General features: G+C 75.7%; 9 protein-coding genes. 5 read left to right on the top strand and 4 right to left on the bottom strand.

The genetic code is table 11. The features are described 5' to 3' along the window. Positions 1-340 precede the first annotated feature (340 nt). The 4 genes from V1L54_RS05615 to V1L54_RS05600 form a co-directional block, all read right to left on the bottom strand. A complete protein-coding gene (locus V1L54_RS05615; protein ID WP_443076491.1) occupies positions 341-1,201 on the bottom strand; it encodes an ABC transporter permease in 861 nt (286 codons plus the stop codon). A 20-nt stretch (positions 1,202-1,221) separates the two neighbouring features. Beyond that, complete coding sequence (modA, locus tag V1L54_RS05610; RefSeq protein ID WP_330116724.1) at positions 1,222-2,022, bottom strand: molybdate ABC transporter substrate-binding protein; 801 nt, start codon at positions 2,020-2,022, stop codon at positions 1,222-1,224. 11 nt (positions 2,023-2,033) lie between these two features. Then, positions 2,034-2,450: a TOBE domain-containing protein gene (locus V1L54_RS05605; protein ID WP_330116723.1), complete on the bottom strand. Its 417-nt coding sequence runs from the start codon at positions 2,448-2,450 to the stop codon at positions 2,034-2,036. A 95-nt stretch (positions 2,451-2,545) separates the two neighbouring features. Beyond that, positions 2,546-5,065: a flippase-like domain-containing protein gene (locus V1L54_RS05600; protein WP_330116750.1), complete on the bottom strand. Its 2,520-nt coding sequence runs from the start codon at positions 5,063-5,065 to the stop codon at positions 2,546-2,548. 446 nt (positions 5,066-5,511) lie between these two features. Between V1L54_RS05600 and V1L54_RS05595 the strand changes: the two genes are divergently transcribed. From V1L54_RS05595 to V1L54_RS05575, 5 genes are all read left to right on the top strand, one after another. Further along, the gene (locus V1L54_RS05595) at positions 5,512-5,901 is read left to right on the top strand and encodes an MGMT family protein (RefSeq protein ID WP_330116722.1); all 390 of its coding nucleotides are present in this window, start codon (positions 5,512-5,514) and stop codon (positions 5,899-5,901) included. A 191-nt stretch (positions 5,902-6,092) separates the two neighbouring features. Next, positions 6,093-9,422 (top strand): ATP-dependent helicase, encoded by a 3,330-nt coding sequence (locus V1L54_RS05590; RefSeq protein ID WP_330116721.1) that lies wholly within the window; start codon positions 6,093-6,095, stop codon positions 9,420-9,422. A 131-nt stretch (positions 9,423-9,553) separates the two neighbouring features. Continuing rightward, complete coding sequence (locus V1L54_RS05585; protein WP_330116720.1) at positions 9,554-10,399, top strand: hypothetical protein; 846 nt, start codon at positions 9,554-9,556, stop codon at positions 10,397-10,399. A 176-nt stretch (positions 10,400-10,575) separates the two neighbouring features. Further along, positions 10,576-11,316 carry a hypothetical protein gene (locus tag V1L54_RS05580; RefSeq protein ID WP_330116719.1) on the top strand — a complete coding sequence of 247 codons (741 nt, stop codon included), beginning with the start codon at positions 10,576-10,578 and terminating at the stop codon, positions 11,314-11,316. Positions 11,317-11,408: 92 nt separating this feature from the next. Continuing rightward, complete coding sequence (locus tag V1L54_RS05575; RefSeq protein ID WP_330116718.1) at positions 11,409-14,834, top strand: ATP-dependent DNA helicase; 3,426 nt, start codon at positions 11,409-11,411, stop codon at positions 14,832-14,834. The last annotated feature ends 5 nt before the right edge of the window (positions 14,835-14,839 follow it).

The following is a 14,839-nucleotide window of genomic DNA, read 5'->3' as shown; positions in this document are numbered from 1 at the left end:
CCCCGGGGGGGGGGGGGGGCGCCCCCCCCCCCCCCGCCACAGCGCTGCCGGAACGCGGTCGTCGTCGGCGGACCTTCGACGGCCCGGGGACGGCCCCGGGGCCGCTCCGCGTCCGGCTGCCGCCGCCCGGGACCGGCCGGCTCACCCGGCACCGCGCGGGCCGGCCCGCCCCCGGGCCTGAGCGCCCTGCCTGTCCGCCGCGAGGCTTTCCGCGGCCTGCTCGGTGTGGCGCTCAAGTCCGCACGTCGGACGGCAGCCGGGCGTCCGGACCCGGTCAGGGATTCCGGCCTCGGCGCGGCGGGGCAGCGGCAGCCGCCCCTCCCGGCGCCCCCGGCGGGTCTCAGCGGGTGTGCCCCAGCCAGCGGCCGCGCAGCGCGATCAGCACCGCCGCCGCGGCGGCGAGCAGCAGCAGGGAGACCGAGGTCGCGGCCGCCGGGTCGCTCTGGAGCAGCAGGTAGACCTGGAGCGGCAGGGTCTGGGTGACACCCGGCAGGTTGCCGGCGAAGGTGATCGTCGCCCCGAACTCGCCCAGTGCCCGGGCCCAGCACAGCGCCGCGCCCGCGGCCAGCGAGGGCGTCACCATGGGCAGGGTGACGTACCGCAGGGTCTGGGGGAGGGTGGCGCCCATGGTGGCGGCGGCCTCCTCGTAGCGCGGGTGGATCCCGGCCAGCGCCCCCTCCAGGCTGATCACCAGGAACGGCATCGCCACGAAGGCCGCGGCGACCACGGCCCCGGCGGTGGAGAACGGCAGGACCACGCCGAGTGCCTCCAGCGGTCCGCCCAGCAGACCGCCGCGTCCGAAGCCGTGCAGCAGGGCCACACCGGCGACGGTCGGCGGCAGCACCATCGGCAGCAGCACCAGGGAGCGCACCAGCGCCCTGCCGGGGAAGTCGGTGCGGGCCAGCAGCCAGGCCAGCGGTACGCCCAGCACCAGCGAGAGCAGCAGGGCCCAGCCGGAGACCAGCAGGGACAGGCCGAAGGCCCGGGCCACGGCGGGGGAGGTCAGCTGCCCGGCCAGCTCCGGCCAGGGGGTGCGGGCCAGCACCCCGGCCAGCGGCACCGCCAGGAAGGCCGCGCACAGCACGGCGGGCAGGACGAGCGCGGCGGGCGGGCGGGGGCGGGAGACGGCGCGGCGGCGTACGGCGGGGCGCGCGGGCGGTTTTCCGGCGGCCTCGGCGGCGGGGCCCGCGGCAGAGTCCACGGCGGGGTCCACGGTCGGCCTCACGGCAGTTCGAACCCGGCGTCCCGCAGGATGCGGCGGGCCGGTTCGGTGCCCAGCCAGGCGACGAGGTCCGTGGCCGGGCCGGGGTGCGCGGCGGTCCGCAGCGGGGCGGCGGGGTACCGCACGGCGGGCACCCCGCTCCCGGAGAGGGGGACGGAGCCGACCTCGTCCCCGGCCGCGGCGATGTCCGTGGCGTACACCAGCCCGGCGTCCGCCTCGCCCAGTTCCACCTTGCTCAGCACGGCGCGGACGCTGGGCTCCAGGGAGACCGGCCGCACGGTGACGCCGTGCCGGTCGAGCAGTTGCCGTCCGTACCGTCCGGCGGGCACCTCGGGGGCGGCGAGCACCACCGTCACGCCCTCGCGGGCGAGGTCCGCCGGGGAGCCGATGCCCAGGGGGTTGCCGGGCGCGGTGGCGATGACGAGCCGGTTGCGGGCGATCACGGTGGCGGGTCCGGTGTGCTCGCGCAGCCTCTCCATCGTCACGGTGTCGGCGGTGACGACCGCGTCGGCGGGCGCGCCCTGGCGGATCTGCGCGGCCAGCTCCTGCGAACCGGCGAAGGACAGACGCAGCCGCACGCCGGGGTGCTCCGCCTCGTAGGCGGCGCCCGCCTCGGTGAGGACGTCGGTGAGGGAGGAGGCCGCCAGCACCGTCACGGTGGTCCCCCCGCCGCCCGTGCCACCGGTGTCGCCGGTGCTGCCGAACGCGCCGCCCGCGCAGGCGGCCGTCAGGGCGGCCAGCAGCGCCAGGGCCGCCGCGGGCAGGAGGGCGGCGGACCGGAGGCGGCGGGTACGGAGCACGGCGGACCGCCTCACACCCGGTCGACGTGCACGTTGGTGGCCTTCACCCGGGCCACGGCCTCCATGCCGACCGCCAGCCCCAGCTCCTCGACGGCCTCCCGGGTGAGCAGGGAGACCAGCCGGTGGGGCCCGGCCTGGAGCTCGATCTGGGCGGCGACGTCACCGAGCTTCACGGCGGTGATGATCCCGGGGAAGGCGTTGCGGACGCTGGTGTGGGACCCGCCCTCCCCGCCGTCGCCGCCCGCGGCGTCGTCAGTGTCGGCGGCGGCGAGCGCCGCGGCGAACGCGGCGAGGTCCTCGCCCGCCACGAGCCGTCTGCCGCCGTCGTCCCGGCGGGTGGGCAGCCGTCCGGCGTCCGCCCAGCGGCGCACCGTGTCGGCGCTGACGCCGAGGAGCCGGGCGGCCCGGCCCATGGAGTAGGAGCGCATGTGCAAGACGGTAGGCGGAGCGGGCTTGCAGATGCAAGGCCAGTCGGGCGATTCTCCTTGCGGCTGCGTTTCCCCTTCTTCCCGTCTCGTGCCGCTCAGATGGCCTCCCGGCGGGTCAGATGGGTGAAGGACAGCCAGCCGGGGAGGACCGGGAGCCAGAAGGTCATCAGCCGGAAGAGCAGGACCGCCGGGGTGGCGATCTCCTTCTCCAGGCCGAAGGCGATCAGACCCGCGATCAGCGCCGCCTCCACCGCTCCCAGACCGCCGGGGGTGGGCGCGGCCGAGCCCAGCGCGTTGCCCGCCAGGAAGACGACCGCGATGCTGGCGTAGCTCAGCTCGCCGCCGAAGGCGCGGATCGAGGCGTCCAGGCACAGCACGAACGAGACCGTCAGCAGCAGCATGCCGCCGATGCCGCTGAGCAGCTTCTGCGGGCGCTGGACGATGTCCAGCATCCGCGGCACGACCCCCGCGAACAGCGCCCGCAGCCGTTCGACCACGAACTTCCGCAGTGCCGGGACCGCCGTGACGATCAGTGCCAGGACGGCCGCCGTCAGCAGTCCGGCGATGACCGCCCGGGACGGGGAGAGGGCCGGGGTGTGCTGGGTGCCCGTCAGATAGCCGAAGGTCAGCAGCAGCATGATGTGGCTGCCCAGGCCGAAGAGCTGGGAGGCGCCGACGCTGGCGACCGCGTGGCCCGGCCGGACCCCGGCGCGCTGCAGAAAACGGGTGTTCAGGGCGACACCGCCCACCGCCGCCGGAGCGACCAGCTTGACGAAGGAGCCCGCCACCTGGGCGATCACCGTGCGCAGATAGGAGACCTTCTCGGGTACGAAGCCGAGCAGGCTCATCGCCGCCGCGAAGTACGTCAGCGCCGAGAAGAGCAGCGCGGCGGCCACCCAGCCCCAGTTCGCCCCGCCGATGACCTGCCGGAAGTCCACCTGGGTGAGCTGCGACAGCAGGAAGTACCCGGCGAAGGCGCCCGCGATGAGGCTGACCAGGGTGCGCGGCCTGACCCGCTCCAGCCGGGCGGGCTGCATCGGCGCCTGCGGGCGTATCAGCAGCACCTGCTGGCGGATCTGGGAGAGCAGGTCCTCCTCGCGCACCTCCTCCAGGGCCGCCATGACCGCCTGCTTCTCGGCGCGCGCGGCATGCTTCTCGGCGTGCTTCTCCGCCCGCGGGGACCGGGGGCCGCCGTCCGCCGGAGCCTCCGCCTGGCGGGCCTCCCGGCCGGCGCGGGACGCCTCGATGGCGGCCTCCCGCTCGCGCTGCGCCCGCTCCTTGGCCAGCCTGCGCAGCTTGGCGCGGGTGGCGCGGCTGAGCGCGATCGGCTGGAGCAGCGGGAGGCTGTCGGCCACCGCGTCCGGACCGAGCACCTCCACCGCCGCCGCGACCGAGCGCTCGGCGCCGACCCGCAGGCCGAAGGTGGTCAGCAGCTGGGCGACGTCCATCCGCAGCACCAGATCGCCGGCCGCGATCTCGCCGCCGCTGAGGTCGGTGAGGAAGACCGTGCCGGTGCGGTCCACCAGCACCGCGTCGTCCTCCAGCCGGCGGTGGGCGATCCGGCGCGACTGGAGCGCCCTGGCCTGCTCCCACACCGCGCGCATCAGCTCGTCGGTGATCTCCTCGTCCGCCAGGGCGTCCAGACCGCGCCCGTCGATGTGCTCGTAGACGAGCATGACCGCGTCGGGGCCCAGCTCGGAGGTGGCGACCAGCCGGGGCGTGTTGGCCCCGGCGGCGATGGCCGCGTACGCCAGCAGGGCCTCCTGCTCCAGGGCCTGCCGCAGCGACTGGAGGCTGCGGCGCTGGAGGCTGCCGCGCAGCGCGAAGCGGCGCCAGGCGCGGTAGAAGAAACCGTGCGCCTGCTGCTCGCGGTCCACGATGGTGACGTCGAGCGGTGGCCCGTCCTCCAGGCTGACCAGATAGCGGCGCCCCCGGTCGCTCTGCTCGGAGTGCTCGGCCTCGCCGGCCTCCTCGTGCACCGCCCGCACCGGCCGGAAGCCGACGTGCCGCAGCCCGGCCAGCAGCTGCTGGCCGGTGGGACGCACGTTGGGGGAGCCGACCGCGTAGAGCGTGCCGTAGGCGACGGTCCAGCCGATCAGCAGGGTGACCAGGATCGAGAACGGCGTCGTGTAGCCGCCGACCAGCATCGCGAAGGCGTCCAGCACCAGCACGGCCCACAGCAGCACCCGCCAGCGGGGGCGGCGGGCCATGCCGACGGCCGTCATGTACGCGATGACCGGGGCGAGGTAGCCGTGCACCGGATCGGTGAGGCCGCCCTCGGTGGCCGGTCTGGTCAGGGCCTTCTGCACGGAGTCGGGGGCCTGCTGGGCGACCCACAGGTCGGTGGCGAGCGAGATGCCGTGGGCCAGGACGGCGGCGAGCACGCCGTCGGCGATCCGCAGCCCGTCCCGTTTGATCAGCCGCTCGACGGCGAAGGCGACCGGCACGATCAGCACGGCGACGCTGGAGGCGAACCCGGCGAAACGGATCAGCAGCAGCGGGGCCTGGTCCGCGCCCTTGTCGATGTCCTGCGCCAGACCGGCGGTGGTGCCGTGGGCGAAGGCGGCGATGGTCAGGACGACGGCGATGCCGAGCACGCCCAGCAGCAGCCGCATCAGGTCGGAGGGGCGGTGCACCCGGGCGGGGAGGATCGGCTCGTCGCCGTCCACGCCGTCCGTTTCCGTTCCGGCCGTTTCCGCGTCGGCGGCTTCCGGGCCGGCGCTCCCGGCGGCGGTGCCGGGGGCCCCCTCCCGGTCCGGGCGCCCGTCCGTGTGCGGCGACGGCTCAGCGGGACGGGGTTCCTCCCTGGGAGATCCCCCGCCCTGTTCGGCCGTCTCGTTCTGCTCTCGTATCACCTGTCACCGCCGGGAAGATGGTGGCACGAGAAGGTGCGGGGCATGCGCACTAGGGTGTGTTTGACCGTGGAAGGCGGGTTTTGCGCGTGTCGCGGACGCCCCCGCGCGACCGGGCCGCCCGCCGCCCCCGCGCGCCCCGTCTCCGCCGCCCGCCCCGTCCGCGGGGCCGGCGCGGACCGTCGGCGGCATGGTGCACCATGGCCGTCATGACGGGGCCCGTCGGCGAACTGCCGGAGTACGCGGAGAAGGTGCTGACCGTGGTGGAGGGCATCCCGCCCGGCCGGGTGATGACCTACGGCGACATCGCCGAGTGGCTCGGCGAGGGCGGGCCGCGGCAGGTCGGCCGGGTGATGTCGCTCTACGGCGGCGCGGTGCCCTGGTGGCGGGTCGTACGGGCGGACGGGACGCCGCCGCCGTGCCACGAGGGGCGGGCCCTGGCCCACTACCGCCGGGAGGGCACCCCGCTGCGCCGGTCCGCCGGCGCGCCGGAGCACGCCCCGGACGCCCCGCGGGGGGTGCGGCTCGACATGCGCCGGGCCCGCTGGGACGGGCAGCCGCCCGGGGACACGGCGGACCGCGCCGCCGGCGGCGGCTGACTCCTCCGGACCTCCCGGCCTGCCCGGGAGGCGCGGTGCGGCACCCCTCACACGTACCAGCTTCCGTCATGGCATCGCCGTACGTCCGGTGAGCCTTTCGGCCCGGGCGGGAGCGGTACACGCTGCGCCTCGGGTGCCGACTGGCGTACCGTCTGCACCACCCAGCACAGCGACCAGGACCGGCGATCCACGTGAGTTCCTCCCCCAAGTCCGATGCGTACCGTCTGGTGCGTACCCCGGTCGGTCCGGTGCACCTCCCTGCCTTGGACGCACGGCAGCGCGCGGTGGTTGACCACGGCGGCGGACCGCTGCTCGTCCTGGCCGGACCGGGCACCGGCAAGACCACCACCCTGGTGGAGTCGGTGGCCGGCCGGATCCGGCGCGGCGCCGACCCGGAGCGCCTCCTGGTGCTGACCTTCAGCCGGAAGGCGGCGGTGGAGCTGCGGGACCGGATCGCCGCCCGGGTGGCGGGGCCGGCCCCGCAGGCGACCACGTTCCACTCGTACTGCTACGCGCTGGTCCGCGCCCACCAGGACGCCGATCTGTTCGCCGAGCCGCTGCGGCTGCTCTCCGGTCCCGAGCAGGACCTGCGCATCCGCGAGCTGCTGGCCGGACAGGCAGCCCTGGAGGGCGCCGGACGCGGCCGGGCCGCCTGGCCCGAGGAACTGCGCGCCTGTCTGACCACCCGCGGCTTCGCGGACGAGCTGCGGGCCGTCCTCGCCCGCAGCCGGGAACTGGGGCTGGGCCCGGACGCCCTGGACGCCTTCGCCCGCCGCGCCGGACGCCCCGACTGGCGGGCCGCGGCCGCCTTCCTGGCCGAGTACCTGGACGTGCTGGACCTGCAGGGCGTGCTCGACTACGCCGAGCTGGTGCACCGCGCGGTGCTGCTGGCCGAACGGGACGAGGTCGCCGCGAAACTGGCCGCGCGGTACGACGCCGTCTACGTCGACGAGTACCAGGACACCGACCCGGCGCAGGTGCGGCTGCTGCGCGCGCTGGCCGGACAGGGCCGCACCCTGGTCGCCTTCGGCGACCCCGACCAGTCGATCTACACCTTCCGCGGCTCCGACGTGAACGGCCTCCTCGACTTCCCGGACACCTTCCGGCGGCGCGACGGCTCCCCGGCCCCGGTGGCCGTGCTGCGCACCTCCCGCCGCTCGGCCGCGGCGCTGCTGGCGGCCACCCGGCAGCTCACCCGCCGCATGCCGCTCACCCGGCTGCCCGCCGAGGCGGTCCGCGCGCACCGCGAGCTGTCGGCCGTACGGGAGGGCGGCCGGGTGGAGGTGTACACCTATCCCACCCCGGGCGCCGAGCTGGACAACGTCGCCGACCTGCTGCGCCGCGCCCGTCTGGAGGAGGGCGTGCCCTGGCGGGAGATGGCCGTGCTGGTGCGCGCCGGCCACCGCACCCTCCCCTCGGTGCGGCGGGCGCTGACCTCGGCCGGGGTCCCGGTGGAGCTGGACGGCGACGACGTACCGCTGCGGCACGAGCCGGCGGTGGCGCCCCTGCTGACCGCACTGCGGGTGGCGGCCCGCGCCGCCGCGGACGCCGTCGACGGCACCGCCGCCGGTCCGGACGCTCCCGGTCCGGACCCCGGCACCCCGGGGGGCCGGCCCGGCACCGAGACCGCGCTCACCCTGCTGACCTCCCCGCTCGGCGGCATGGACGGCGCCGACCTGCGCCGGCTGGGCCGCGCCCTGCGCGAGGAGGAGCGGGCCGCGGGCCGGGCCGTGCCCCGCCCCTCGGACGAACTGCTGGCCGAGGCGCTGGCCGAACCCGAGCGGCTGGTCACGCACGACCCGTCCTACGCCCGCGGCGCCCAGCGGCTCGGCCTGCTGCTGCGCAAGGCGCGTGAGGCGCTGGCCGGCGGCGCCACGGCCGAGGAGGCGCTGTGGCTGCTGTGGTCCGGCACCCCCTGGCCGGACCGGCTGGAGCGGGCCGCCCTCCGCGGCGGCGCGGCGGGCCGCAACGCCGACCGCGACCTGGACGCCGTCTGCGCGCTGTTCGCCGCCGCCGCGCGTGCCGAGGAGCGGGTGGGCGGCCGCGGTGCGCTCAACTTCCTGGAGGAACTGGCCGCCCAGGACATCGCCGGCACCACCGTCGCCCCCCGCGCGGCGCGCCCCGAGGCCGTACGGCTGATGACCGCGCACCGCGCCAAGGGGCTGCAGTGGCGGCTGGTGGTCGTCGCCGGGGTGCAGGAGGGGCTCTGGCCCGATCTGCGGCGCCGCGGCTCCCTGCTGGAGCCCGACCGGATAGGCCGGGACGGACTGGCCGAGCCGCTGACCCCCGGCGCGCTGCTGGCCGAGGAGCGGCGGCTGTTCTACGTGGCGGTCACCCGGGCCGCCGACCGGCTGGTCGTCACCGCCGTGAAGGCCGCCGCCGAGGACGGCGACCAGCCCTCCCGCTTCCTGGCCGAGCTCGGCGTCGAGCCGAAGGACGTCACGGGCCGGCCGCCCCGTCCGCTGTCGGTGGCCGCCCTGGTGGCCGAACTGCGCGCCACCACGGTCGACCCGGCGGCCTCCCCCGCGCTGCGGGAGGCCGCCGCCGCCCGGCTGGCGAAGCTGGCCGCCCTGCGCGACGACGAGGGGGGCGTCCTGGTCCCCGCCGCGCATCCGCACCGCTGGTGGGGCCTGTACGAGCCGACCCGCGCCGAGGTGCCGCTGCGCGACCGCGACCAGCCGGTCACCCTGTCGGGCAGCGCCCTGCACCAACTGGCCACCGCCTGCTCGCTCCAGTGGTTCCTGGGCCGCGAGGTGAAGGCCGAGCCCCCCGCCACCGCCGCCCAGGGCTTCGGCAACGTGGTGCACGTCCTGGCCGACGAGGTCGCCTCCGGCGGCACCCCTGCGGACCTGTCGGTGCTGCTGGAACGGCTGGACGAGGTGTGGGACTCGCTCGCCTTCGACGCGCCCTGGAAGTCGCGCCAGGAGCGGGAGAACGCCCGCGCCGCGCTGGAGCGCTTCCTGCGCTGGCACGTCATGGAGCGCGAGCTGGGGCGGGAGACGCTCGCCACCGAGCACGACTTCGAGGTGACCCTGCGGGCGGGGGAGCACCGGATCCGGGTCCGCGGCAGCATGGACCGCGTGGAGCGCGGACCGGACGGCCGGGCGTACGTCGTCGACTTCAAGACCGGGAAGAACAAGCCGACCGCCGACGAGGTCGAGCACCACGCCCAACTGGCCGTCTACCAGCTCGCGGTGCGCGAGGGCGCCCTCGACGGCACCGGCGGCACCGGCGCCGGACGGCTGGAGCCCGGCGGCGCGGAACTGGTCCAGCTGCGGATCGGCGCGCCGAAGAAGGAGGGCGGCGACGAACTCCCGGCCGTGCAGCGGCAGCAGGCCCTCCCGCCGTACGGCGGGGAGGAGGACGGCGGGAGCGGGGACTGGGTGAGCGGGCTGCTGGCCGACGCCGCGGGCCGGGTCCTGGACGAGCGGTTCACCCCCTCCCCCGGGCGGCACTGCGGCAACTGCTCCTTCAAGGGGGCGTGCAGCGCCCGGCCGGAGGGGCGCCACATCGTGGAGTGAGCCGCGGGGACGGCGCGCGGAACGGACCGGCGGGGAGCCGCCCCGGCTTTCCCCGGCCCCGGGGGAACCGGCTGTCGGTGCCCTGTGGTCCCATGTTCCGACGGTACGGCGTACCCGGAAGGGGCGGGGGAGTGGTTGTGCGGAAGGGAGCGCTGGCGGCGCTGGCGGTCTGTGTGCTGGCCGCGGGGCTGGCGGGCTGCACCGGCGGTGGCGGCGCGGCGGAGCCGGGCGGACTTCCCCTGGGCCTGGACGGGACGGCTCCGGCGGATCCGCCGGCCGAGGGCGGCGTTCCGGGGACCGGCGGGGATCCGGGCGGGACGGAGCTGTCGGACCGTCCCGCGGCGGAGATAGCCGAGCGGATGTCCGAGGCGATGGAGGACCTCACCTCGCTGCGGATGAGCGGCAGGCTCACCGTCGACGGCGAGATGATGGAACTCGACGTGACGCTCACCAAGGTCGGCCTGTGCAGTGGGTCGATGACGGTGGACGGCGGCACCGCCGAGGTCGTCCGTACGGAGAAGCGGATGTACATGAAGGGCGACGAGCGGTTCTGGGAGAGCCAGGGCGACGGCACCCCGGAGGACGGCGCGGTCGTCGACCTGCTGAAGGACCGCTGGGTGAAGGTGCCCCCCGAGGAGGCCGACGCCGAGTTCGGTGCCATCTGCGACCTCGACAGGATGCTGGAGAGCCTGGACGACCCCGGCGCGGACAGCGTCACCAAGGGCGCCGTGACGGAGATCGGCGGCCGGCAGGCCATCCCGCTGGTCGAGCGGAGGGACGGGGAGACCACCACCGGCTATGTCGCCGACGACGAGGCCGAGCCCTACCTCCTGCGGGTGGAGAGCGCGGACGGCGACGAACCGGGCGTGATCGACCTCACCGGCCACAACGAGGATGTGGAGATCACCGAGCCGCCCGCCTCCGAGGTCATCGACCCGGAGGAGTTCGGGGGACCGGGCATCTCCGAGGACGTCTGACGGCCTCCCGGTACCGGGAGCGGGAAAAGCAGCGAAACGCCGTCAACCACCGCAAGAACACCGGGAATCGGATTCCGGAGTTCCGGTTTTCTCACCCCCGGGAACCGATCGCGTGTGCTCTGTGGTCCCATCTTCCGGTACGAACCGCTCAACTGAGAGGCGCTGAGAGCGTGAGAGTGAAGAAGAGCATTCTGGCAGCGACGGCGGTCCTCGCCACGACCGCCGGGCTGGCGGGCTGCTCCAACGGGGGCAGTGGGACGGAAGGCAGCGCCACCAAGCTGCAGGAGAGCTCCGCGCAGGAGATAACCGACAAGGCGGCCGAGGCGACGAAGGCGCTCGACTCGGTGCGCATGACCGGTCAGATCTACAGCGGGGGCGAGAGGCTGCAGCTCGACATGGCACTCGCCAAGGACGGCAAGTGCACCGGCACGATCTCGATGGGTGAGGGCACCGCCGAGGTCCTCAACAACGGCACCGCGTCCTACATGAAGGGCGACGAGGCGTTCTGGCAGGCCCAGAGCAAGGGCGAGGCGGAGGCCGGCACGTTCGTCGAGATGCTCAAGGGCCGCTGGGTGAAGATGGGCGGCGAGCAGGGCGCCGATGCCGGGTTCGACAGCTTCTGCGACCTGGACAAGCTGCTCGAGGACATGGATTCGGACACCTCCACGAAGGCCACCAAGGGCGAGTTGACGGAGATCGAAGGCCGTCAGGCCATCCCGCTGGTCGAGGAGGACGGCAAGGAGACCACCACCGTCTACATCGCCAACGACGACGCCGAGCCCTACCTCCTGCGGATGGAGAACGAGGGCAGCGACGAGCCCGGTGTGATGGACCTCACCGACCACAACAAGCCGGTGGAGATCACCGAGCCGCCCGCCTCCGAGGTCCTCGACCTGGCGGAACTCGGCGCCCAGTAAGGCGTTCCGGGCCGGCGGGGAGCGCCGGCCCGGCGCTCCCCGCCGGTACCGCGGCTCGGCGGCTGTCGGCGGGGAGCGCTAGCGTCTTACGGGTGCCCGCACAGCTCACCGGCCCCGACGACCTCAGACAGCTCCTCGGCATCCCGTTCACCGCCGAGCAGTTGGAGTGCGTCACGGCCCCGCCCGCGCCGCAGGTCATCGTGGCCGGAGCCGGCTCGGGCAAGACGACGGTGATGGCCGCCCGGGTGGTCTGGCTGGTGGGCACCGGCCAGGTCGCCCCCGAGCGGGTGCTCGGTCTGACCTTCACCAACAAGGCGGCGGGCGAGCTGACCGACCGGGTGCGCAAGGCCCTGCACCGGGCCGGGGTGCTCGACCCGGATCCGGCCGATCCCGACCACGCGCCCGGCGAGCCGCGGATCTCCACGTACCACGCCTTCGCCGGGCAGCTGCTGACCGAGCACGGACTGCGGCTGGGCGTCGAGCCCTCGGCCCGGCTGCTGGCCGACGCCACCCGCTACCAGCTCGCCGCCTCGGTCCTGCGCGCCGCCTCCGGCCCCTTCAGGGCGCTGACCAAGTCCGTCGGCGAACTCGTCCGCGACCTGCTGGCGCTGGACGCCGAGCTCGCCGAGCACCTGGTGGAGCCCGAGCGGCTGCGGGAGTACGACACCGGGCTGCTGGAACTGCTGGAGAGCGGCGCGGTGCGGCTCACCAACGCCGCCCTGCGGAAGGTGCCCGAGACCGTGCGCGGCCGGCTGGAGCTGCTGGACCTGGTCGAGGAGTACCGGGCCCGCAAGCGCGAACGCGAACTGCTCGACTTCGGCGACCAGATGGCCCTGTCGGCGCGCCTGGCGCGCGACGTCCCCGAGGTCGGCCGGATCCTGCGCGAGGAGTACGCCGTGGTGCTGCTCGACGAGTACCAGGACACCTCCGTCGCCCAGCGCGTGCTGCTGGCCGGGCTGTTCGGCTCGGGCACCGGGCACGCCGTCACCGCCGTCGGCGACCCCTGCCAGGCCATCTACGGCTGGCGCGGCGCCTCCGTGGCCAACCTCGACGACTTCCCCGAGCACTTCCCCCGCGCCGACGGCACGCCCGCCCCCCGCCACGCCCTGAGCGAGAACCGCCGCAGCGGCGGCCGGCTGCTGACGCTGGCCAACACCCTCGCCGCCCCGCTGCGCGCCCGCCACGCCGGGGTGGAGGCGCTGCGTCCCGCCCCCGGCGCCGAACGCGACGGGGTGGTGCGCTGCGCCCTGCTGCGCACCCACGCCGAGGAGATCGCCTGGCTGGCCGACTCCGTCGCCCATCTGGTGAACACCGGCACCGAGCCCGGCCGGATCGCCGTGCTGTGCCGCACCGCCGGCGACTTCGCCGAGATCCAGGGCGCGCTGGTGGCCCGGGACGTCCCCGTCGAGGTCGTCGGCCTGTCCGGACTGCTGCACCTGCCGGAGATCGCCGATCTGGTCGCCATGTGCGAGGTCCTCCAGGACCCGACCGCCAACGCCGCCCTGGTACGGCTGCTCACCGGCCCGCGCTGGCGCGTCGGCCCGCGCGACCTGGCCCTGCTGGGGCGCCGCGCCCGGCTGCTGGTGCCCCGCGGCCCCCGTACGCCCGGCGGCGACGTGGACGTCGAGGCACGGCTGGCCGCCGCGGTGGAGGGCACCGACCCGGCCGAGGTGGTCTCGCTGGCCGACGCGCTGGACACCTTCCTCGACCCCGGCGGCCACCAGGACCCGCTGCCCTTCTCGGCCGAGGCCCGGGTGCGCTTCGCCCGGCTGGCCGCCGAGATCCGGGAGCTGCGCCGCTCGCTCGGCGACCCGCTGATGGACGTCCTGCACCGGGTGCTGTCCGTCACCGGCCTGGAGGTGGAGCTCTCCGCCTCCCCGCACGCGCTGGCGGCCCGCCGCCGGGAGACCCTCGGCACCTTCCTGGACGTCGCCGCGGGCTTCGCGTCCCTGGACGGGGAGTCCACCCTGCTGGCGTTCCTGGGCTTCCTGCGCGCCGCCGGCGAGTACGAGAAGGGCCTGGACAGCTCGCTGCCCGGCGGGGAGAACACCGTCAAGGTGCTCACCGCGCACAAGTCCAAGGGCCTGGAGTGGGACGTGGTGGCCGTCCCCGGGCTGGTGCGGAAGCACTTCCCCAGCGAGCAGGGCCGCGAGTCCTGGCTCGCCCAGTACAAGGTGCTGCCGCCCGCCCTGCGCGGCGACGCGGCCACCCTGCCGGAGCTCGCGGGCTGGACGGCGAAGGACAGGAAGGACTACGACGAGGCGGTCAAGGAGCACCAGTACACCGAGGAGCTGCGGCTGGGCTACGTCACCTTCACCCGGCCCCGCTCCCTGCTGCTCGGCTCGGGCCACTGGTGGGGGCCGAGCCAGAAGACGCCGCGCGGCCCCTCGGTCTTCCTCGACGCGCTGCGCGAGCACTGCGAGTCCGGTGCCGGGCACGGCGAGGTCGAGCACTGGGCCGAGCCCCCGGCGGAGGGCGAGGAGAACCCGGCCCTGGCCGGACCGGCCGAGGAGCTGGTCTGGCCGCTGCCGCTGGACGAGGACGCCCTGGCCCGGCGCCGGGCGGCCGCCGCCCGGGTCATGGCCCGGCTGGACGGCCGGCCGCTGCCGCGCCCGAGACCGCCCGCCGGTGAGCCGGCCGGGCCGGGCGTCCCGGCACCGGACGTCCCGGCACCGGAACCGGCCGAGGGGGAGGAGGCCGCGGCGGCGGAACTGGTGCCGGAGGAGGCCCGGCTCGTCGCCTCCTGGGACCGCGACCTGGAGGCGCTCGCCGCCGAACTGCGCCGGGCGCGGTCGGGCGTACGGGAGGTGCCGCTGCCCCACTCCCTGTCCGCCACCCAGCTCGTCCGGCTGGCCGCCGACCCCGAGGGCTTCGCCCGGGAGCTGGCCCGCCCCATGCCGCAGCCGCCCCGGCCCGCCGCCGCCCGGCGCGGCGCCCGGTTCCACGCCTGGGTGGAGTCCCGCTTCGAGGAGCTGGAGCTCCCCCTGCTCGACCCCGAGGAGCTGCCGGGCGCGGACGACGACCCCGGCGCGTACGGGAGCGGGAGCGCCGTGGAGATCGCCGACGAGAAGGACCTGGCCGCGCTCAAGGAGGCGTTCGCCCGCACCCCCTACGCGCACCGCGCCCCGTACCGGGTCGAGGTGCCCTTCCGGCTCGTGCTCGCCGGGCGGGTGGTCCGCGGCCGGATCGACGCGGTCTACCGGGACGAGGACGGCCGGGGCTTCGAGATCATCGACTGGAAGACCGGCCGCTCCGGGCAGGCCGATCCCCTCCAGCTCGCCGTCTACCGCCTGGCCTGGGCCGAGCGGCACGGGCTGCCGCTGAAGGCGGTGCGCGCCGCGTTCCTCCATGTCCGCAGCGGCGAGCTGGTCCGTCCCGCGGACCTGCCGGGCCGGGCCGGACTGGAGCGGCTGCTGCTGTACGGGTCCACCGCCCCCGGCGGCCCCGCGGACGGGACCGGGCCGGACGGCCGGGAGGGCGCGGCGGCCGATTCCGGGCCGGGCGGGGCCTCCGGCTAGGCTCG

Origin of the sequence: Streptomyces rubellus (assembly GCF_036323805.1) — a bacterium.
Lineage (GTDB): Bacteria > Actinomycetota > Actinomycetes > Streptomycetales > Streptomycetaceae > Streptomyces.
The sequence above is the reverse complement of the archived record's forward strand: the minus strand, read 5'-3'. Positions and strand labels throughout refer to the sequence as shown.

Bases quoted from the DNA above. Each gene is read 5' to 3' on its own strand.
- V1L54_RS05605 (WP_330116723.1), bottom strand. From the start codon at position 2,450: ATGCGCTCCTACTCCATGGGCCGGGCCGCCCGGCTCCTCGGCGTCAGC.
- V1L54_RS05600 (WP_330116750.1), bottom strand. From the start codon at position 5,065: ATGCGGCTGCTGCTGGGCGTGCTCGGCATCGCCGTCGTCCTGACCATC.
- V1L54_RS05595 (WP_330116722.1), top strand. From the start codon at position 5,512: ATGACGGGGCCCGTCGGCGAACTGCCGGAGTACGCGGAGAAGGTGCTG.